Below are 21,187 nucleotides of genomic sequence, written 5' to 3'. Positions count from 1 at the left end.
CTAGCTCCCTAATCTAACAAATGGAATTAACTGTAATAACATTCTTATTGTGATAGAAATTATTATCATACCCATAGCCTGAGATAGACCAAGCGAGGATGCGTAATAACTTACCTCTGGTGGTAGCACGTTAATATATGAAGCAATATCCAACCCCGAAAAAAAGCTATCTAATCCATCAATGGCCAGTAGCGAAATATCTAAAAAGCTTTCAAAAAAGAATATGCCCATGTCTTTGAATATCGCTTGAACTGTTAAAACAATGCTGTATAAAAAAGCTTGAAATTCATTCCATGTTTCAGCTAACCAATCCAACATATTAACCTCCAAAAATTAAGGCGCGACATAGAAAAGCGGCCGTTATCAAAATAAATATCTTTAAAATTGCAAGTAACTGAGGGCTTGCTGTTGGAAGTTCTGAACAGCCAAAATCCATACTTGCACCTAAATTGAAGCACATTTGAGTGTCAGGGGCTGAACCCCCAGAATTAAATTTAAATTGCTGCAAAAAATCAAACATTTCAGTTTGTTTAAACGCTAAGCTTTTCTCATCCCAAACGCCATTAAAGCCCTCTTCATATTCAGACTCATAAAAGCTAGATGATGCGTCAGGATTAAATTCTGAGTTAATATCTGTTTCGCCAAAACCTTCGGCAAATTCATCAAAACTATCAGATAATGCTTGTGTATTTTTTGAAGTGTTCAAAGTGTTTTTTTCAATACCACCTAGTGCTTTGTTACCCTCCCCTTGAATTTTTTTAAGCCCTTCAATGCCTGAATTAATACCATCAAGTCTGCGATTAGAGCCATCTAGCTTAGTACCCAATCCATCTAAACGTGTATTTGTTCCATCTATTTTTGATGAAATGCCATTAAGTATATTATTAGTACCCTCAGTAGTAGGAGGTTCAGTAGTAGGTGGTGTTTCTGGTGTTTCTGGTGTTTCACTGGGAGGTTTACCATCGGGCCAGTCATCAGGGATTTTATTGCCATCATCATCATCATGCGAACAATAAAACTTACCATCAATTGAGCCGCAACCAGCAGGACATTGATATTGTACAGAGCCAGAAACTTGGAGAACATTGCACTCTTCATTCGGGTCAATTTCACACATTAATGTCTGATTATTTGCACCATACGAGTCGCATTTATCAGGCTGGTCAGGCTCTTTATCATTTTTTTCTGGCTTCTCACCATACGGCGGCTCTTCACCCGAACAATCCTTACCAGTGGCCTTATAACCAGCAATTGGATTTTTAGAAAACTGACACTGCTTACCAGTGATGGGATTTGTATAACAAACTGAACCACCGGATGAAACTTGGTCATTATTAGGAAGCCAATTATCCAAACCAAATTCACTGCAATCATCACCTAGGTCAAGAGGTGTTTCTAATTCTTTAGCACAAAAAGTATCAGAACCAACAGGAACGGGGAAAATATGAAAAGGGTCAGTAGGGGGCGGACAACTTACACCCTCTTCAGGCGCTGGATTATCAAAAGTTAGAGGAATATAAAAAGATGTAGGAAGTTGAGAGCCATCGGAATAAATTCTAAAACCAGATAATTTAATTTGGTAAATGAGACCAGAAAAAACACACTCGGCACTTTGCCAATTATACTCACCAGATGAGCTTGAAAGAGGAACTAAAGGAGCTGCTGCATTACAAGAATTATGCTTGTTTTCTTCAAGAGTCCGGCCGCATTCGCTCGCATACTGATTGCTACCGCAATATCTAAATGTCTTTTTTGCAGGCTTCAAATCATCCATATCTAAATCTATAGCTTGAACGTTAGAGACAAAAAAAGCGCTGATGAGCGCCATTATTAAAATTAAATATTTCATGGCTGTTATCCCCAACCGAAATTTTTACAAACTATGTAACCAGCTATTGCCCCTATCAATGCACAAATTGTGTAGATAAGGGCGACAATTAGGCCGCCCATATTCCGTTCCTTATGCTTTAGCAACTGCACGCTTAGCAAGAGTAATTCCCTTGTAAGCCAACGCAACGCCAACGATTACAACACCAGTAGCGCCTACGAATGTTAAAACACCAGCCATATCTACAGCACCAAAAATATCATTCATGTTCTTATTCCTTAAAGTTTATTTATAACCATTCGGGCGGCTTTCACTTTGAAAGACAGAAACCCGAAAAATATAATAAGGCCAAAGCCCCAAGTGAATGACTCCCCAATTTCGAGAGCCGTTATCTGAATGCTGTTAACATACGCAGCCGCATCATGGCTAGGCACTAAAACATATCCTGTACATTGTTCTAGTGTTTCGCTTGTTGGGCTTAATGTGCCGTCAGCATTCAAATAAATACATTGCATAACTAACTTTTAACCTGCTTTGTTTCTGTAGGTAAGCTATGTAAGCGGAAGCCTTTCCAATCCATTTGACGTGCTACGTTTGCACCTTCGTAATATTCAATATTGAGTAAAAAAGGCTTTAAGCCCCAGCCGTTAGGGTCTGACTGTAAGTGCTCAATTTGCTGATACGTGCCATCATTAAATTGGTCAGCAGATACCTTTACAGATAAAATCTGTGCAGGGTTCTTTGTGTGAAGTTTAAATTCGCCAGTTGTAGGCAGGGGAGCGCCTTTATCATCTGTACGATTAACTTTTACTAGGTCTGTAATAGCGCCTTCAATATTCATAATTTCTCCAGTTAGGTTTAATTTTATTAATAGTTACAGTTAATGACACAAGTCCAAGCTCGCGACTTCGTCGCTCGAAATGTTGCCAGCCAGAGCTTCGTAATCCATGAATAAGCACATGTTTTGATAATCCTCAAGAACGCACGCTTCAAGGAACTGCATATCCTCATCACTAGGTGCGAATAAGCGGCCGTCATCGTGCCAACCTTGTATTTGTTCAGACACACCACACATAATTTTACGCTGTGATTTAATATCTTTTTCAGTGAGTATCTGGGTTGTACCGCGTCGAGTAATTACCACAACAGCATCCCAAGCAACGCCTAAAATTCGGTTAGCTGGTTGGTCGCCATATTTAGTGGCAAAGTAGGGTGATTTAGATTCACTACGGCTAACCTCGCCAGTAATACGGTCAACGATATCGGGCAATTGGTAGTGAATGCGTAACGTTTGGTCTTTGCGTTTAACTTGTACGCCACCCATTGCAAGACAAAATGCTTTCCAGTCTGATGAATCAGCGGCTTGGCGTACCTTCTCAAGTGCGTATTTTGAAACTGTATCTAGTGTTGTATTCATCGCGTTTGCAACCTCACATTTGCCAGTATCGCCTTGGCCTAATCGTCTAAGTTCGCGCCAAAGAGTGACCGAAGGGCCGCCAATTTGCTGAAAACGTCTAATATCAAATGTACTCGCCCAAGTAGATGCACGTTCTGCGGCATCAGCTGGAAGTATTTTCATTTCACCCGCTTGAGAGCAAATCACTTTATCGATGCTGTCACCAGTCACTGCTTTAGTAATATATTTAGCAATGTAACCAGCAGCAGAGCCTTTACTTTTATTAATCGTAATAGCCTTGAAACGAGTGGTGCTTGTTCTAAATTCGGTTGGTGTATCTTCGGTACAAAGCTTTTTAAGGATTGCGCGAACTTGTATCGCATCACCTTTTTCCATGAATAAAAGCATGTGCCAGTGTGGGCAACCGTCATGATGTGGTTCAACAACGCGAAACCCATAAGGACGTAAATTTTGTTTTGAGAATAGGGCGCGGGCACGTTTCCAAATGCCATTAAAATATTCTTGTGCATCTTGAGGTGTTGAACCATCGTATTTATTATTTGGTCAACCTGTATGGTGAACAGCATGAAATCGACTTGGTGCTGATAATGTGTAGAACTCACCACGATGGCCATGCATGTCTGCTAGTTCTTCAAAGCCACGAATACGAACCATTAACTCTGCCGCTTGTTGTTTACCAGATGTGTGCGAACGTTCAATAATTGATTGAAGTGTTTCGAACTCATCAAACGGGTTTGCATCGTTTGGAACAACAAATAAATCAGACATTATTTCGGCTGATTTGCGCTTACGTTCTCGGCGGTTCTGGATGGTTGGTTGTGATACATAAGCACTTGCTTTTTTATGTACGAGTCTTAAATCACGTGCTAGTTGTTCAATAGTAAACGCTTGGATTTTACGTAATTTACGACGCCAGAAAATTGGGTCAGCAAAGCGGTTTAAAATACCTGTTAAAGAATCTGCTGAAAAGTGTGTGCAATAAGGTGAAACTAGTTCAGGCTCTTGAATATCAAAGGAATTTAAGTATTTAACAAGGATGTTAAATACAGATAAAGTGTGACCGTTTTTACTTGTTTTCAGCTCACAATAACGGGCTTTTTGCTCTGCAATTTCACATAATTCATCGTCTGAGCATGATAAATTTATATGACCGTGTTTAAAATTCCCAAGGGTTAAAACGGTATCAGCAGATTTTAACCGCTTGTTTGCTTCAGCTAAATTGTTGAATTTTTCAGCCAGAAAATAGCCAGTACTGAGCATGTGAGCAAGGTTTGAATGACGCTCAAAAATACGATTTCGCCATGATTCAAAGTCAAAAAAACGTTCTTTCATTGGCTTAGAAAGGTTCTCGAAAACGTCTTTCGCAGTGTTCGCAGGGTGCAAATTTGCAGTTAAATTCATTGCTGTATTTAGCGGAAAGACTTGAGCGTATTGGGCGTTAGATAATGAGTTCATTTTGAAACCTCATCATCTGAATAAAAAGTTTTGTTAACTTGATACTTTGCTACTTGAAATAAAATTTCACATAGAACACCAAGAGAAAAAACAAAAATAGATGACCACATCAGTACAGTATGTTGAATAAGCAGAGAAAGTTGAAATATGACGAACGAAACCAAAATTGGAACAATATTAAATAATTTTAAAGTTGAGCTCATATTCTTATTTCCCTGTTAAAAACTGTCATTCTGTCAATGCTGAAAGATTCTAGTACTTATAAATTGATTCTGTCAAGCACGAAAGAATTGTTTCTAGCAGTTCATTAGTTTTAAATGAATGGTTACGCATATTAGAATGTTAAGTATGATATTGTTTAGATTAGATATTTATTGAAATGGAATTATGTAAAAATAAATTGAGTTTTTTTAATTGATTTGAGTTGAAGTAATGAATTACTGGTTAAAAAGGTCAATAAAAACTAAAATAGGTCTAACGGAGGGATTAACATGACATTTAGCTCAGAATTTTTAGAAAAGTACAAAACGTTCAAGAATATTGATAGATATAATGATCTTGCTGTCTATTTCCCTGAGCTAAACTCAGGCAATATTTCTAGCATTAAAAACGGAAAACGCTCATTAACAGCTAACCAAGTAATTGCTATGGCTGAAGAAATGAACCTTGATTGGAAAGAGGCTTTAATTAGTTTATCTATAGAAAAGACTAAAGATAAAGAATTAAAAAGCCGCTGGTCAGAAATAAAAAAGAAAATAACTGCAGCATGTGTGGCGGTAGCAATGGCAATTGCGAGTGCAGCAGTTATGACTAATACAGTCCCGCCTTTGCGGTATCGCCAATAGCCCATAAATTACGTTATGTTAAATTGAGTGGGTTTTAATAAAGCGAGCGTGATTATACAAACCAGCTCGCTTTTAGGAGAGTAACTTGGTGGTTAATTAAGCTCTGAATCAACCCAAAACTTAGTTCCTTTTAATACAGCTTGTAGTGCAAGGCCGTTTTCGGTTACAGAATATACAGTAACTTGATCTGCAATCGCTTCGGCAACCAGTGCACCGCCTTTATCTTCATATTTTGCTGCTGCATCAGCGTTTCCGCCAAATGCCCAACCATGTTCAATAAATCTATTTAGTGCAGCTTGGTTATGAAAAACCATTACAACGTTAAAATCTTTAACGCCTAAACCAAGTCCTAAACCGGCTTCGCCCATATTCATGTAAGTCGATTTACCTGTGAGATTATTTCTAACAACACCGTAACCACCGCCAAAGCTAGCAAGCACTACATTTACATTTGCGTTATCGAATACAGCATAACCAGCAGAGTTAGCAATTTGTTTTTTAACGTCAGGTTTTTCAGCGTATAATTTATCTAATGTGTTTGCTTTCATACTTTGTACAAGTGAACGTTTTTCGCTTGGTGATGCACTACCTGTAGTAGCACACCCAGTTAATGCAACTGTTAAAGTAAGTACGCTTAGTATAATTAGTTTTTTCATAATGTTTTCCTTAATAAGATATAGCAACCAACAACCATAGAATAATCACGGTATTAAAATAATTAGAGCTTTACTATGTCCAATACTATACAGTATCGGACTTTAACGTTATTCTGTAAGTCTATTATTTAATTGAATATTTATACATTATGCTTGTTGCTTTGGTTGATACGTTAAAACAATTAAGATATCAAATTGCCCATCTAGATGACGGTACTCTCAATTCAGAATACCCAGAACTTGCATCCTTTATACAGGAAATTGGCTTGACTGTAACTGAATCAAAAGCTGATCTGACATTCTTGTATCAGTTTTTATATGTTTATGGCCGAAAGTCAGAAGCCACTTATAGTCGTTTTCGAAATGAGCTTGAACGCTTTTATTTATGGTCATGGTTAATCGCAGAAAAATCAGTATTCGATTTAAAACGTGAAGATATTGAAGCTTACGTTGATTTTATGGTTGAACCCGATAAAGCATGGGCTGCAACTTCAGTGCAATGGCGTTATAAAGATGAACAAGGAATTCGTCGATTAAACCAAAATTGGCGCCCTTTTATGCTTAAAGAATCCATTGCTAGTCAGCAAACTTTATCGTCTATGTTTACAGCATTAAATGTGTTTTATAAGTTTGCCTTACTAGAAGAAAAAACATTTGCTAACTTTGTCCCTGTTGTTAAAAAAAATAGTCCGTACTTAGTTGTTCAATCACAAATTCAAATTCCAGACACATTAAGCGATATTCAATGGGAATACGTTTTTGGTGTAACGCGTGATTTATGCGAACATAACCCTGATTTAGAGCGAAATTTATTTACGCTTGCCTGCTTAAAAGGTCTTTATTTACGAATTTCAGAATTATCTGAGCGCCCACAATGGTCGCCGGTGATGTCTCATTTTTGGCAAGATAATGATGGTTTTTGGTTTTTACGTATAATGGGAAAAGGTAATAAATTACGAGATGTAACCTTAAGCGATGATTTTGTTGAATATTTAAAACGTTATAGACTATACAGAGGTTTACCTGCCCTTCCCCGTGTTGATGAATCAGATCCTTTGGTTCATAAAATTCGCGGGCAAGGTGGTATGACCGTAAGGCAAATTAGGCGTTTAGTTCAACAAAGTTTTGATTATGCACAGCAATCATTACTTGATGATGGTTTTAAAGATGATGCTGAACAACTTGGCGCTGCAACTGCGCATTGGCTTCGTCATACTGGTGCAACTCATGATGCGCAAACCAGACCGCTTAAACATTTATCGGAAGATTTAGGCCATTCTAAAATTGCGACTACCGATCAAATTTATATTCAAACAAATATTAAAGAGCGAGCAAAGTCAGGACTTAAAAGGAAAATTTAATGGAGTATTTAGTAATAGCATTTATAGGCGGATTATTTTTAATTTATTCTTTAACACTTCGCCAGTTAGAAAAAACAGAAGTAACAGGCCCAATGTTTTTTGTTGTTGGCGGAATATGTTTAGCTTTAATGCTACCCAACGAAGGGCATAAAATAAAAGAAGGCGTTGATCTTTTATTACCATTTATAGAGCTTACGCTAAGTATTTTTTTATTTTCTGATGCAGCTAAATCAAAGTTGAGTGTATTAAGGCATAGTTTCCAGTATCCTAGTTTACTGTTGTTTGTTGCCCTACCCTTAACTTTGTTACTTGGTATTGCTGTTGCTTTATTTTTCTTTGCTGAGCTTTCACTTATTCAAGCAGCGTTGCTCGCTATTATTTTAACACCTACCGATGCGGCATTAAGTAAAGGGTTACTAGCAAGTACACAAGTGCCTGAAAAAATACGCGAAGGAATAAATACTGAAAGTGGTTTGAACGATGGATTATGCGTACCCATATTTTTAATATTTATATTACTCGCTACAAATCCTGATTCAGCTATTACCGCAACACAAACACTAAGTGTGTTTGGACGAGAGCTTGGCTTGGCTTTATTAATAGCTATTACAAGTATTGCTGTTTTTATACCGAGTTTAAACTTTGCAATGAAACGTCATTACTTTGCACAAAATACCAGTCCGTTTTTATTACTTGGTTTTGCTATGGCTGTGTTTTCTATAACTCAGTATTTTCATGGCAGTGGTTTTATTGCGGTGTTTATTGCAGGCTTATTATTTGATAAATTTTCGACCGAAGAAGTTAGAACAGAATTAATTGAAGACTCAGAGCATATCGCAGATTTCACATCGCTAATGATTTGGTGCTTGTTCGGGTTTGTTTGTGCTTACTTAGTTATTCCGAAATTAAATACTGAAATTATAATTTACGCTTTGTTAAGTACAACATTGATTAGAATAATTCCTGTTATGTTGTCATTGCAGTTTACGGCATTGAATATTAAAGAGCGTTTTACATTTGCGTGGTTTGGACCAAGAGGATTAGCATCAATTGTTTTTACATTGATGGTGATTGATACGCAAATAGAAAACAAATATCAAATAGCGACAATAGCAATGACGACTATTTTGTTTAGTGTATTTATTCACGGTATAAGTACAAAGCCAATTGCAGACAGTTTCGCTAAAAAATCTAAATAGCTTTTATAAAAATTAGTGAATTTTTTGCCGAGGTATCAAGGCGTTTTTCCAGCCTCAAAAACGATCATTTAATTAAGCGAATGGGTATTAATAAAAAAAGGCGTAACTTATTTTTAAGTTACGCCTTTTTTTTAACTTTTATTAGCTAAGTACCTGTGCGAGTAATTCAATTGGGTGTTTTGGTTTAAACTTCTCAAAACGTTTAACTTGGCTACGACAAGAAAAGCCCGTAGATAAAAGTTGCTCTGGTTTATTTTTATCTACAATTGGTTTCCAGCTCATTTCGTAAAGCGCACGTGAGTTATCTTGATTTTGTGCTTCGTGGCCATAAGTTCCCGCCATTCCACAACAACCTGTATTTGTTGTTTTTAATGTTAAACCAATATCATTGAAAATTGTTTGCCAAACATTTGCCGCTTTTGGCAATGCAGTTGTTTCAGTACAGTGACTCAGTAATGTAAATTCGGTATCTGTATTTTGCTGTGCGCTTAGTGATTTAAACGATTGGGTCTCTAACCATTCATGGGCAAGTTGCACGTTAAATTCACCACGGTTATTTTCTAAAATTGTATTATATTCATCGCGGTAACACATAACGAGTGAGGCATCTAAACCGACTAACGGTGCATTGATATCATTTAATTTATTTAAAAACTCGGCTGCATTTTTAGCTGTAACTTTAAATTCATGCAAAAAACCTTTTACGTGTTGCGGTTTACCATTTGGTTTAAAAGGTAATAGCATTGGTTTTTTGCCAAGTTGGGTTATTAAAGTAATAAAACTTTCTACTAATTCCGCTTCGTAAAAGCTCGTAAATGGGTCTTGTACTATTAATACATAGTTACTTTGTTGCTCTGCATTTAATTTATTTAATAAATCAAAATCAAATTTTTGTGTTTTAGTAACACGCTTTGAAAGTGCAGGAATACTTAACTGTGGTGTATCAACATAGCCAACTGTTTTTTTAATAACATTGCTTACTAATGATGTTTTAACAATTGGATTTATGACTTTAGCGAACTTTGCCATTAATGGCGCGCTGTTTTCTATGTTACCAACAAGGTAATCTTTTAGCGGGCGTGCATAATAACTATGATAATAATTTAAAAAGCGCGAACGAAAAGTGGGTACATCTACTTTAATTGGACAGGCAGTTGTACATGCCTTACACGCTAAACATTCATCCATTGACGCTTTTACTTCGTGAGAAAAGTCGTAAATACCTTTTCGTTTTTCGCGGCTATGAACGAAACGTTCCCACCAGGTAATGACTTCACCTTTGTTAAGTTGCTTTTCTACTTCGAGCAAATCTACATTTTTTGACTCTTGTAATCGAAGCCACTCGCGCATTAAACTTGCGCGTCCTTTTGGTGAATTACGGCGATCGCCAGTTACTTTATACGATGGACACATAGGTGAATTTTCATCGTAATTAAAGCATATGCCATTACCATTACAGGTCATTGCATTGTTAAAACTGGTTTTAACTTCTATTGATATTTGCTTATCGAAGTGCGATCTCTTTTGTCCATCTACACTAACTAGTGAGTCTTCACTATCGATAGGAGTGCATATTTTGCCGGGGTTAATACGGTTGTTAGGATCGAAAGCTGTTTTTATTTTACGAAGTTGTGTATATAAATGCTCACCAAAAAATTCAGGACTATATTCACTTCGGTAACCTTTACCGTGCTCGCCCCACATTAAACCGCCGTACTTAGCGGTTAGTTTTACGACCTGATCTGAAATAGTTCTAAGTAGTTTTTCTTGTTCTGGGTCGCACATATCAAGTGCTGGGCGTACATGTAAAACCCCCGCATCAACATGGCCAAACATACCATACTGTAAATTATGACTGTCGAGTAACGCTCTAAATTCGACAATATAATCTGCTAAATTTTCAGGCGGTACAGCGGTGTCTTCTGCAAAGGCGAGCGGTTTTTGGCTGCCTTTTACATTACCTAATAAACCCACTGACTTTTTACGCATTGCGTAAATTTTTAGTATATCGCTTTTATCACTGGTTAACTGATAACCAATAACGCCATTAGTTTGATTTATTACGCATTCATCTAGAAGCTTACAAAGCGTGTCTACTTTGTCTTTTATATCATCGTTTGATACTGCATTAAACTCGACCATGTTAAGGCCTTGCATATCTTTATTTGGTACGTCGGTTATTAAGTCCGATACTAAATTCCAAATGATGTCTTCACGCGCTAAGTTTAAAACTTTGCTATCTACGGTTTCTACCGATGTTGCGCGTGCATCAACTAAAAACGGTGAATGACGAAGTGCTGAGTCAAAACTATCGTACTTGATATTTATAAGGGTTTTAAATTCAGCAATCGGTGTTAGGTTTAATTTAGCTTCAGTTACTATACCTAATGAGCCTTCTGAACCTGTTATTAGTCGGCTCATGTCAAAAGTAAGTAAGTCATCACTTAGTACATGCTCTAGGTCGTAGCCGGTTAAAAACCTATTTAACCGTGGAAACTTAGCTAAAATAGCTGCGCGTTCATTAACTGAAATATCTAAAACTGTTTTATATAAACGACCAATTAGAGAGTCTTGCTCGGCTATAATTTTTGCTTTGTCGATGTCTATTGGGGAGGTACACATAGGTGTGCCATCGACTAAATAAGTTGTAAGCCCTAAAACATGATCGCTTGTTTTTCCGTAAACTAACGAACCTTGCCCAGAGGCGTCAGTACTTATCATTCCACCAATAGTTGCCCTGTTACTAGTAGATAAATCGGGTGAGAAGAAAAAACCATAAGGTTTTAAGAAGTCATTAAGTTGATCTTTTATTACGCCGGTTTGAACGCGTACCCAGCTTTCTTCTACATTTATTTCGAGGATTTCGCGCATATAGCGAGACAAATCTACAACAATACCAGGTGTTAACGATTGTCCGTTAGTGCCTGTTCCACCGCCACGAGGACCAAAAGTTAATGATAAAAACGGGTCGCGAGATGCTGTTTGCAATGCGAGCTGAATATCTTTTTCACTTTTTGGAAAAATAACACCTTGCGGTATTTGCTGATACACACTGTTATCGGTTGAAGCGGTAATACGCGTTGCATAACTTGCGTCGGTATCTCCGGTAAAACCTTGGTTTGCAATGGTATTTAGGTAGTTAGCGACAAGTTCTGTCGCGGCATCTTGCTGTGTAATTGTTGCTATCATGACGGCGATATTTTAGGGCATTTGACTAATTATATCATGGTGATGGCGAATAGAAATTGAAGATTTTACAGTTTGTAACACTCTTTTAGTCGATTTTAATACAGCTTAAATTATACTCAAGTTAACGAGTAATGAGGTGTGTTATATGAAAAAATTACTATTACAGATCAGTGGCGTGTTATTTATTTTGCTAGGGCTATTTTTTGCGATTGTACCTGGCCCTTCACTTATATTTTTTATAGCGGGTTTATTGTGTTTTTCGTTTTACTACCCTAAAGCGCGACATTACTTATCACTTTGTCAAAAGGCGTTAACTAAATCATGTGCTTATTTAGATAAAAAATTAGCCCGTTAATTTACTTTTAATTGAGTATAAAAAAATGCCAGCAATTTATTGCTGGCATTTTTATAGCTTACCTATTTATAGCTTACCTATTTATAGCTTACCTATTTATAGCTTACATATTTATTACTTTGCTAATTTTTTAGCTAGGTATAACCATGTTTCTATTACTGTATCTGGATTTAGTGAAACAGAGTCAATGCCCTGCTCTACTAACCATGCTGCAAAGTCTTCGTGATCTGAAGGACCTTGACCACAAATACCTACGTACTTGCCTTTTTCTTTAGCTGTTTTAATTGCCATAGAAAGTAGTTTTTTAATTGCTGGGTTACGCTCATCAAATAAATGTGCGATTAAACCTGAATCACGATCAAGACCAAGCGTTAACTGTGTTAAATCGTTAGAGCCGATAGAAAAACCATCAAACATTTCTAAAAATTCATCAGCAAGTAATGCATTTGAAGGCAGCTCACACATCATGATTACTTTAAGACCATTTTCACCACGTTTAAGGCCATGCTCTTCTAGTAATTCAATTACGCGTTTACCTTCTTCAAGGGTACGTACGAATGGGATCATGATTTCTATGTTTTGCATATCCATGTCGTTTCTTACGCGTTTTATAGCTTCACATTCTAGTGCAAAACAATCGCGGAAGTCTTCAGAGATATAACGTGCGGCTCCACGAAAACCAATCATTGGGTTTTCTTCTTCTGGCTCGTATTGCTGGCCACCAACTAGGTTTGCGTATTCGTTTGATTTAAAATCAGACATACGCACAATTACACGCTCCGGTGCAAAAGCACAACCGAGCGTTGAAATACCTTCAACCAGTTTTGTTATGTAAAATTCTACTGGTGATTCGTAACCGGCAATCATGTCAGTAATTTCTGCTTTTAATGCATCTGTTTGAGCATCAAAATTTAATAATGCTTTAGGATGAACGCCAATCATACGGTTGATAATAAATTCAACTCGCGCAAGGCCAACACCCGCATGCGGTAAGCGTGCAAAGTCAAAAGCACGATCGGGGTTACCCACGTTCATCATAACCTTCATTGGCAGTTCTGGCATTTTATCAACGCGCGACGTTAATATTTCAAAATCTAAAATACCTTCGTAAATAAAGCCGGTATCGCCTTCGGCACATGATACAGTGACTTCTTGACCCGCTTTAATTAAATCTGTTGCGTTACCACAACCAACAACTGCCGGAATACCAAGTTCGCGTGCAATGATTGCCGCGTGGCACGTACGACCACCACGATTTGTAACAATAGCTGCAGCACGTTTCATGATTGGTTCCCAATCAGGGTCGGTCATATCGGTTACTAAAATGTCGCCTACTTGTACTTGATCCATTTCTTTGATTGAATCAAGAACACGAACAACACCGCTGCCAATTTTATGACCAATTGCACGACCTTCAACAACAACGTTGCTTGTGCCATTTAATTGAAAGCGTTCCATTACGTTAGAGTCTTCGTTTGAGCGTACAGTTTCTGGGCGTGCTTGGACTATATATAGTTTGCCGTCGTTTCCGTCTTTTGCCCATTCGATGTCCATAGGACGACCGTAATGTTTTTCAATGATTACAGCTTGCTTGGCAAGTTCTTGCACTTCTTCATCTGTAATCGAAAATTTATTAGAAAGCTCAGGGTCAACATCAACGATGTCTACTTGCTTACCATGTGCTTTATCTTCTGAGTAAATCATTTGTATGGCTTTAGAGCCAATATTACGACGTACTACTGAAGGTTTATTTTTAAGGAGTGTTGGTTTATGAACATAAAATTCATCAGGGTTAACCGCGCCCTGTACAACCATTTCACCTAAGCCGTAGCTTGATGTAATAAATACAACGTCTTCGAAACCAGATTCAGTATCGATACTAAACATTACGCCAGATGCTGATTTATCTGAACGTACCATGCGCTGTATACCTGCTGATAACGCAACACCACGGTGATCGTAACCTTGGTGAACACGGTATGAGATTGCGCGGTCATTAAATAATGAAGCAAATACGTGTTTAATAGCGACCATGACTGAATCGATACCGACAACGTTAAGGAAAGTTTCTTGTTGGCCTGCGAATGATGCATCAGGCATATCTTCAGCGGTAGCTGATGAACGTACTGCAAATGAAACATCTGCTGCAGTATCACCATGGAGTTGGCTATATGCGTCGCGAATGGCTTGATCTAGGTTTGGTTGGAATGGTGTGTCGATTATCCATTGGCGGATATCGGCACCGACTTTAGCGAGAGTATTTACATCATCAACATCAAGTGTATCTAGGATGTCATGAATTTTGGCGGTGAGTCCTGATTGATCTAGAAACTCATTAAAAGCATCTGCGGTAGTTGCAAAACCACCCGGTACTTGTACACCAGCGTTTGCGAGGTTTGAAATCATTTCGCCAAGAGACGCGTTTTTACCGCCAACTCGAGGAACATCTTGCATACCAAGCTCTTGATACCAGAGAACGTATTCTTGCACGGATCTTTCTCCAAAAAAAACAAATTGTAGGTCTAACTGTGAGAGTTAAGAAAGAAAACCTTTTATAAAGGTCGTCATCATTCTACACTGGCAACAGTCCTCACGTAAACCGTGGGAAACCCATTTTAGGGATTTAAACGCAATAAAAAGGTTAATTATGAGAACTGCTTTTTATATATCAGATGGAACAGCAATTACTTCAGAGGTGTTTGGGCATGCGACTTTGTCGTTGTTTCCTATCGATTTTAATCATAAAACAATTCCATTTGTAGAAACTGAAGAAAAAGCGCACGAAATTAAAGCTTTAATTAATGCAACTGCTGCAAAAACAGGTGAAAAGCCTTTCGTGTTTTTTACTTTTGTGAATCACAATTTAAGTGAAATTATAAAATCGGCTGATGCAGTTACGTATGATTTTTTAACTACGTATAGCGAAAAAATAGAAAAAGAACTCAATGTAGCCCCTGTTCCAAAAATGCATCGTACGCATTCTATCCACGAAAAAAGTTATGATTTTAGAATTGATGCGGTTAACTATGCTCTTATGAATGATGATGGCGGAAATATTAAAAACTTTTCCGAGGCAGACATCATTTTAATTGGCGTTAGCAGAAGTGGTAAAACACCGACAAGCTTATACTTAGCACTGCAGTACGGCATTAAAGCGGCTAACTACCCTATTACAGAAGAAGATTTAGATAATGAAGGTTTGCCTAAATGTTTAGTCCCTTATAAACATAAGTTATTTGGACTCACGATTGACCCTGAGAGGCTTGCGGCTATAAGGCATCGACGTATGGCTAACTCTAAGTATGCGTCTATTAAACAGTGCCGTATTGAGGTGCGCGAAGTGGAAATGTTGTATAAGCGGCACAAAATAGCTTACTTTAATTCTACGCATCATTCTGTTGAAGAAATTTCTGCAAAAATACTGATAGAAACAGATTTAGAGCGACGTAAGTACTAAATTACTCATCAGATTTGAAATAAAAAAACCGCAATTAAGCGGTTTTTTTAGTATTAACAAATATTATTTACGTGCGTCTTTTAGTAAATCTGCGACTAAAAAGCCTAACTCTAATACTTGGTCGGCGTTAAGGCGTGGATCACACTGCGTTTTATAACGCTGTGCTAGATCATCGTCAGATAAACCGTAAGCACCGCCTGTACACTCTGTTACGTGCTGACCTGTCATTTCTAGGTGAACACCACCTGCATATGAACCTTCTGATTTGTGTACAGCGAAGAACTGACTGATCTCACGCATGATATTATCGAAGTTACGCGTTTTGTAACCTGATGTCGCTTTTTCAGTATTGCCGTGCATTGGATCTGAGCTCCAAATTACTTTACGGCCTTCTTGTTGAACTCTTCTTACTAGCGCTGGGAGTTTTTCTGGCAGTACGTCTGCACCCATACGTGTAATTAGCGTTAAACGACCAGGAATGTTATCTGGGTTTAATGCATCAATTAAACGAATTAGATCATCTGGGTCCATACCTGGGCCAACTTTAACACCAATTGGGTTTTTAATGCCTTTAAAGAACTCAATATGCGCGTGGTCTAGTTGGCGTGTACGTTCACCAATCCAAACAAAGTGAGCAGAACAATCGTACCAATCACCCGATAAATGGTCGCGACGAGTAAGCGCCTCTTCGTAACCAAGTAATAAAGCTTCGTGAGAAGTGTATAAATCGGTTTCTTTTAAGCTTGGCGCAATTGTAGAGTTAATTCCGCACACTTCCATAAACTCTAGTGCGTCTTGAATTTTATCTGCAAGTTGTTGGTATTTTTCTTTAAGTGGATTTGCAGCAACAAAGCCCATGTTCCAGCGGTTAACCTGGTGAAGATCGGCTAGGCCACCTTGTGCAAATGCACGTAATAAGTTTAACGTAGCGGCACTGTGATGATAAGCCGTCATTAAACGTTGTGGATCCGGTATACGTGCTTCTTCAGTAAACTCAATATTATTAATGATGTCGCCACGGTAAGATGGTAAAGACACGCCATTAATTGTTTCTAAGTCTGCTGAACGAGGTTTAGCGTATTGACCAGCCATACGCGCTATTTTAACTACAGGGCATTTACCGCCGTATGTTAATACAACTGCCATCTGTAAAATTGTTTTGAATGTATCGCGAATGTTAGCTGCATTAAAATCGCTAAACGACTCTGCACAGTCACCACCTTGAAGTAAAAATGCACGGCCTTCGCACACATCTTCAAGTTGTTTAAATAAGCTTCTTGTTTCTTCAGCAAAAACTAAAGGCGGAGCCGTCTTTAATTGGCCTTCTACTGATTTAAGTATTTCTTGATCTGGGTACTGTGGTTGCTGCAGTATTGGCAGCTCTCTCCAGCTATTTGGGTTCCACGATTGCATGTTCTTTCCTCATTCCTACATTACCTGATAAGAAGAAATTACCGTATGCAGGCCCCTATGTTCAAGGACTAAATTCACTATTTACCAATTATTTAGTTATGAGTTAAGTATAATAGTAATCTTATTTAATCCATGTGGTTATATAACATACACTTTAGTTTTATCTTTAATAAACTAAAGTGTTTAAATACAAGCAATTATAGAGTGCTAATTGCAATTTTAGCGCATTGAGAATAAATAGAGCATAAGGGGTTATTATATGTAACTTAATGAAGAACACATCATACTTAAATGATGTGTAATGTAGCCTTAACTTTACAGTGAAATTTAATTAATAGTTAGCAACTACTATGTGCAGGCCTTAATGTATGATATGGCGGGTGTTAATCATTTATTTGCATAGTAAAGTATTCACAAACAGAACTAGATTCACAAGCGCCAAAACGTAAAGGTGTGGTACGCAATTTACGTTTTCTCTACCAACACGATAGTGTTTATCATCCTAAATTCGGATAATAAGTGCAATTTCTCAGATTAGATGGCCAGCTGTTATAATTCGGCCATTCTCTCGCCAAAGGAAATTGCTTTAATGAAATATAAACAGCTGACACAAGCAGAAAGATACCAGATTTACGCGTTAATAAAAGCAGGAAATAACCAAAAACAGATAGCTGATGAACTCACTCGTTCACCGTCATCTATCTCTAGAGAGTTAAAACGCAATAAAGGGCTTAAAGGCTATCGACCTAACCAAGCCAATAATTTTGCAGAGCAAAGACGCAAGTCATCTTTCAAAGCAAGTAAGTTAACAGATGATGTTACTGACTGGATTAATAAATTGTTGGTTGACGGACTTTCGCCAGAGCAGGTGGCAGGCCGCTTAGCTTTAGAGAAAAAGGTCGTTTTGCATCATGAAACGATTTATCAATATATTTACAGAGACAAGGCTCGTGGTGGTGAACTACATAAGACACTCACTCGTGCATGTAAAAAGTATAAAAAACGCTATGGAAGCTACGATAAACGTGGACAGATAGTTAATCGAGTCAGTATTGATGAACGCCCAAGTATTGTGGATTCAAAGTCTAGGATTGGTGATTGGGAGGGCGATACAGTGATAGGCAAAGGGCGTAAAAATGCCCTTGTTACAATGGTTGAACGTAAAACGTTATATACAGTCGTTCACAGAATTGAAAGCAAGCATGCGAAAATAACAGCCGATGCGCTGATCAAGTGTATGACACCCTATAAAGGTAAGGTTATTACCGTGACTTTAGATAATGGAAAAGAGTTTGCTCACCATGAGCATATTGCACAAAAATTAGAAGCGGATGTGTATTTCGCTCACCCATATTCATCATGGGAGCGGGGCATAAATGAGAATACCAACGGCCAAGAAAAACAAGAGGGTATAAAACCCCTCATGAGTTATTTACGGGGCAATCAGAAGTTCTGGTGGCTGCATAATGATTGCACTTAATACTTGAATTCAAGCATGATTAAAAACCCAAATGGTAGAGATATCTTTAGAATGATGCTGAAGTTAAAAACTTTTATATTTAGTCTCATTTCCGTGTTACTAATACGATATAAGTTCGTTTAACTCATCTTCCCTACTCTTAGTTAATCAGCCAATTCAGAACTAAGCGCATTAACTGGTTGATGTAATATACAAAGGTCTAATATGTAAAGTTTAATTCTTTGTTTAGGGATTTCACTTTAAACAAAGAACACATCATACTTCATTTGAATAATAGATAGAAATTAGCACTGAGTAAAATTTATTATTTATTTAGACAAAGCAAAGTGCATGTAATAATATTGACCTGGTAAGATGTGTTCTTTGAGGTGGGTAATGGTAACTAAGGTACAAATTAGAAGTCAGTTTGATTTAATGAACGAGTTAACTTTAAGGTTAATTGAAGAACTGAAAGAGTGTGAATTTTCCAAAGCAGAGTACTATCAGTTACCTGATGTTAGTAGTATAGATGAAAGTAAAGTTCCAGAATCTATAATCGTTTCTAAAATATCGGGCGCTCCGGCTCAAAAAGCAATCCTTAACTCCTTTTCTGACATTTATAAAAAATCGGGCTTAAGCAGTCGTGTTTTAAAAAGGCACCCAGGCTTGCTTGTTATTAAAAATGCAGATAAACATGCTTTAAATAATCGTATAGCCCAAGTGAATAAAGCTAAAGCTACATTTAAAGAATGTATTTTAGCTATTGATAGCAACGATGCGCGATTTGAAGCTGTTCACAATGCTATACCAAATTTAATAACGCTTGCTGCATATCGTAAAATTCATAGTGAGAGTGAATCCCCATTTTCAGTTAGGTTTACCTGGATGCACAAACATGCAACAAAAACACTTACTAAAAAAATGGCACTAGAGATGCTCGATAAATCGGCCTGTTATCGAAACCCAAGAATGATCGATCAGCAAAAGTGGCAATTACTTGTAGCTCAAGAACAAGCACGAGTTGCTAGTTTAGGTGAAAAAGAAAAACTACGAATACGCCGCCCTACTCGCGTAAGTCCCCAAGTAAATGTAAGATACACGGCACAAAATAGGTATCACGTTAGTGCAGCATTGCCATTTATCTTAATTAATCCGGAACCCGATGTAAAACTTGGCATATTACAAAACTATGAAAAACCATTAAGCCATCCACGCAAACGAGATTATGACTTTTTAGTCAACAGACTTTACTTAGAACAAGTAGATAAATGATTATGTTAAAAAGGCCACATTAAGTGGCCTTTTAGGTAGTTATTGGATAATAAAATAAATTCGTTGCTATTTTTCTACTATCTCTTCAATTTTATCTTCATCTATCAAAACCGCATTTTCAACAATGCGTTTACCACCTTGAATCTCAATACGTTTGTTATGCTTATTTAATGTCAGTATTTCGTCACAAAACTGATCAGACGGGTGCATTTCGTATGTGTAATCAATAATGTTACCAGTTTTGTCATCTTTGACGTTTGTAATGCTGTATTCTGATATCGCACCTTTTTCAATCAAATCTTTCATTGTTGTTGTCATATCACGGCGTAATGCTTTTAATTTATTCTCAGTAATATTGTCAGTTGAATAAATAGAACCGTACTTTTCCATAATAGAAAGCAATCTAAAATGATATGTTTTACCTGGAGCAGCATATCGCCAAAGATGGTACAAACGAAGCATCATCCAACGCGACAATCCCCGTTTTAATTCTTGTGCGCTATTAAAGTAATACCCTTTGTATTCAAGGTTATCAATCATGTTATGAACAAATGCATTTAAACAAGCTACACATTTAACATTGCCGCCTTGACCTTTTTTCCCACTAAAATGTAGTGACGATAAAAAGTTCATGTTTGATTCGTAAAAGGAATCATCAATGTCAGAGTTTTTTGTATCTGTTGCCGAATATTTAAACGAAAGTTTAGAGCCTTGTAATGCTTCAAGTGATTCTTTAATTGCAGGATACGGCATTGATTGCCCTACCGCTTTGAGTTCTTGCGCTAACTCGTTCATAGAAAAAACCACGGCATATTGAATACCGGACTTAAAATTAATTTTTACTATTTTACCTTTTGAAGCCAAACGAATTAAGGCTCGCTCTACTTTTTCTTCTCTATCTGATGGCCAAACCAAATATTCTACGTCTTCGCCATCTTTACGAGTACTCACAACAGCAGGTGTTATTTTTATTTCGCCATCGTATAAAATACCGTCCACTTTTTCTGATATTTTACGTGTAATGATTGTTTTTTTCGGTGCTTCTTCAAGCGGCAATTTCTTATGGCCAGAACGAACAAAGCGTCCCCATAAATCATAGTGATTAAACGTATTTGAATAAGCACGTAATCCATGAGCAGCATTTTCAATAGAAATGCGAACATCTTTATTATCTGTAAATAGTGCTAAACTCTCGTTATCAATTGCACTTTCCACCCCGTGAATTTGGCCTCTTAGTGTATCAGGCAAGTTATCTACCGAGATGTTGACCTTTCGGCTCAT

15 protein-coding genes and 2 pseudogenes are annotated in these 21,187 nt (G+C 37.5%); 7 read left to right on the top strand and 10 right to left on the bottom strand.

Annotation, left to right across the window (positions count from 1 at the left end; all coding sequences use genetic code 11):
• From AC0VZ4_RS20385 to AC0VZ4_RS20365, 5 genes and pseudogenes are all read right to left on the bottom strand, one after another.
• Positions 1–318 (bottom strand): DUF2523 family protein, encoded by a 318-nt coding sequence (locus tag AC0VZ4_RS20385; protein ID WP_475441968.1) that lies wholly within the window; start codon positions 316–318, stop codon positions 1–3.
• A 1-nt stretch (position 319) separates the two neighbouring features.
• Positions 320–1,849, bottom strand: a complete 1,530-nt coding sequence (locus tag AC0VZ4_RS20380; RefSeq protein WP_475441967.1) for a hypothetical protein — start codon at positions 1,847–1,849, stop codon at positions 320–322.
• Positions 1,850–1,960: 111 nt separating this feature from the next.
• Entirely contained in the window at positions 1,961–2,095 is a 135-nt protein-coding gene (locus AC0VZ4_RS20375) for a hypothetical protein (RefSeq protein ID WP_475441966.1), read from the bottom strand.
• A gap of 250 nt (positions 2,096–2,345) precedes the next feature.
• On the bottom strand, positions 2,346–2,669 hold the full coding sequence (locus tag AC0VZ4_RS20370) for a hypothetical protein (RefSeq protein ID WP_475441965.1): 324 nt from the start codon (positions 2,667–2,669) through the stop codon (positions 2,346–2,348).
• Positions 2,670–2,708: 39 nt separating this feature from the next.
• Positions 2,709–4,505 (bottom strand): annotated as a pseudogene (locus AC0VZ4_RS20365) (replication endonuclease).
• A gap of 686 nt (positions 4,506–5,191) precedes the next feature.
• Here AC0VZ4_RS20365 and AC0VZ4_RS20360 point away from each other — a divergent pair.
• Entirely contained in the window at positions 5,192–5,545 is a 354-nt protein-coding gene (locus tag AC0VZ4_RS20360) for a hypothetical protein (protein WP_475441964.1), read from the top strand.
• Between the two features lie 92 nt (positions 5,546–5,637).
• Here AC0VZ4_RS20360 and AC0VZ4_RS20355 read toward each other — a convergent pair whose 3' ends face one another.
• Positions 5,638–6,201 carry a lipid-binding SYLF domain-containing protein gene (locus tag AC0VZ4_RS20355; RefSeq protein ID WP_475441963.1) on the bottom strand — a complete coding sequence of 188 codons (564 nt, stop codon included), beginning with the start codon at positions 6,199–6,201 and terminating at the stop codon, positions 5,638–5,640.
• A gap of 149 nt (positions 6,202–6,350) precedes the next feature.
• On the opposite strand from AC0VZ4_RS20355, the gene AC0VZ4_RS20350 reads away from it, so the two are divergent.
• Positions 6,351–7,562, top strand: a complete 1,212-nt coding sequence (locus AC0VZ4_RS20350; protein ID WP_007583195.1) for a tyrosine-type recombinase/integrase — start codon at positions 6,351–6,353, stop codon at positions 7,560–7,562.
• Positions 7,562–8,761, top strand: a complete 1,200-nt coding sequence (locus AC0VZ4_RS20345) for a cation:proton antiporter (RefSeq protein WP_475441962.1) — start codon at positions 7,562–7,564, stop codon at positions 8,759–8,761. Before AC0VZ4_RS20350 ends, AC0VZ4_RS20345 begins: the two co-directional genes overlap by 1 nt.
• A 141-nt stretch (positions 8,762–8,902) precedes the next feature.
• On the opposite strand, the gene ydiJ is transcribed toward AC0VZ4_RS20345, so the two are convergent.
• On the bottom strand, positions 8,903–11,950 hold the full coding sequence (gene ydiJ / locus AC0VZ4_RS20340; protein WP_475441961.1) for a D-2-hydroxyglutarate dehydrogenase YdiJ: 3,048 nt from the start codon (positions 11,948–11,950) through the stop codon (positions 8,903–8,905).
• Between the two features lie 145 nt (positions 11,951–12,095).
• Here ydiJ and AC0VZ4_RS20335 point away from each other — a divergent pair, with 145 nt between their 5' ends.
• Positions 12,096–12,305 (top strand): PGPGW domain-containing protein, encoded by a 210-nt coding sequence (locus AC0VZ4_RS20335; protein ID WP_475441960.1) that lies wholly within the window; start codon positions 12,096–12,098, stop codon positions 12,303–12,305.
• 114 nt (positions 12,306–12,419) lie between these two features.
• On the opposite strand, the gene ppsA is transcribed toward AC0VZ4_RS20335, so the two are convergent.
• On the bottom strand, positions 12,420–14,795 hold the full coding sequence (ppsA, locus tag AC0VZ4_RS20330; protein ID WP_475441959.1) for a phosphoenolpyruvate synthase: 2,376 nt from the start codon (positions 14,793–14,795) through the stop codon (positions 12,420–12,422).
• 157 nt (positions 14,796–14,952) lie between these two features.
• Between ppsA and ppsR the strand changes: the two genes are divergently transcribed.
• The gene (gene ppsR, locus AC0VZ4_RS20325) at positions 14,953–15,762 is read left to right on the top strand and encodes a posphoenolpyruvate synthetase regulatory kinase/phosphorylase PpsR (protein ID WP_007583184.1); all 810 of its coding nucleotides are present in this window, start codon (positions 14,953–14,955) and stop codon (positions 15,760–15,762) included.
• 63 nt (positions 15,763–15,825) lie between these two features.
• On the opposite strand, the gene AC0VZ4_RS20320 is transcribed toward ppsR, so the two are convergent.
• Positions 15,826–17,175, bottom strand: coding sequence for a class II 3-deoxy-7-phosphoheptulonate synthase (locus tag AC0VZ4_RS20320; protein WP_008134407.1), 1,350 nt, complete (start codon positions 17,173–17,175; stop codon positions 15,826–15,828).
• Positions 17,176–17,764: 589 nt separating this feature from the next.
• Here AC0VZ4_RS20320 and AC0VZ4_RS20315 point away from each other — a divergent pair.
• Both AC0VZ4_RS20315 and AC0VZ4_RS20310 read left to right on the top strand, forming a co-directional pair.
• Positions 17,765–18,642: pseudogene (locus AC0VZ4_RS20315) on the top strand (IS30 family transposase).
• A 388-nt stretch (positions 18,643–19,030) separates the two neighbouring features.
• Positions 19,031–19,906 carry a DNA replication terminus site-binding protein gene (locus AC0VZ4_RS20310; protein ID WP_475441958.1) on the top strand — a complete coding sequence of 292 codons (876 nt, stop codon included), beginning with the start codon at positions 19,031–19,033 and terminating at the stop codon, positions 19,904–19,906.
• A 66-nt stretch (positions 19,907–19,972) separates the two neighbouring features.
• Here the strand turns inward: AC0VZ4_RS20310 and AC0VZ4_RS20305 are convergent, their stop codons facing one another.
• Positions 19,973–21,187 carry a hypothetical protein gene (locus tag AC0VZ4_RS20305; protein ID WP_008134405.1) on the bottom strand — a complete coding sequence of 405 codons (1,215 nt, stop codon included), beginning with the start codon at positions 21,185–21,187 and terminating at the stop codon, positions 19,973–19,975.

Source organism: Pseudoalteromonas sp. QJM3NY_22, from assembly GCF_056173065.1.
This window is presented reverse-complemented; position numbering and strand designations above follow the sequence as displayed.

Excerpts from the sequence above, each read along its gene's own strand:
- AC0VZ4_RS20385 (WP_475441968.1), bottom strand. The coding sequence starts at position 318 with ATGTTGGATTGGTTAGCTGAAACATGGAATGAATTTCAAGCTTTTTTA.
- AC0VZ4_RS20380 (WP_475441967.1), bottom strand. The coding sequence starts at position 1,849 with ATGAAATATTTAATTTTAATAATGGCGCTCATCAGCGCTTTTTTTGTC.
- AC0VZ4_RS20375 (WP_475441966.1), bottom strand. The coding sequence starts at position 2,095 with ATGAATGATATTTTTGGTGCTGTAGATATGGCTGGTGTTTTAACATTC.
- AC0VZ4_RS20370 (WP_475441965.1), bottom strand. The coding sequence starts at position 2,669 with ATGAATATTGAAGGCGCTATTACAGACCTAGTAAAAGTTAATCGTACA.
- AC0VZ4_RS20360 (WP_475441964.1), top strand. The coding sequence starts at position 5,192 with ATGACATTTAGCTCAGAATTTTTAGAAAAGTACAAAACGTTCAAGAAT.
- AC0VZ4_RS20355 (WP_475441963.1), bottom strand. The coding sequence starts at position 6,201 with ATGAAAAAACTAATTATACTAAGCGTACTTACTTTAACAGTTGCATTA.
- AC0VZ4_RS20350 (WP_007583195.1), top strand. The coding sequence starts at position 6,351 with ATGCTTGTTGCTTTGGTTGATACGTTAAAACAATTAAGATATCAAATT.
- AC0VZ4_RS20345 (WP_475441962.1), top strand. The coding sequence starts at position 7,562 with ATGGAGTATTTAGTAATAGCATTTATAGGCGGATTATTTTTAATTTAT.
- ydiJ (WP_475441961.1), bottom strand. The coding sequence starts at position 11,950 with ATGATAGCAACAATTACACAGCAAGATGCCGCGACAGAACTTGTCGCT.
- AC0VZ4_RS20335 (WP_475441960.1), top strand. The coding sequence starts at position 12,096 with ATGAAAAAATTACTATTACAGATCAGTGGCGTGTTATTTATTTTGCTA.
- ppsR (WP_007583184.1), top strand. The coding sequence starts at position 14,953 with ATGAGAACTGCTTTTTATATATCAGATGGAACAGCAATTACTTCAGAG.
- AC0VZ4_RS20320 (WP_008134407.1), bottom strand. The coding sequence starts at position 17,175 with ATGCAATCGTGGAACCCAAATAGCTGGAGAGAGCTGCCAATACTGCAG.
- AC0VZ4_RS20310 (WP_475441958.1), top strand. The coding sequence starts at position 19,031 with ATGGTAACTAAGGTACAAATTAGAAGTCAGTTTGATTTAATGAACGAG.
- AC0VZ4_RS20305 (WP_008134405.1), bottom strand. The coding sequence starts at position 21,187 with ATGAGCCGAAAGGTCAACATCTCGGTAGATAACTTGCCTGATACACTA.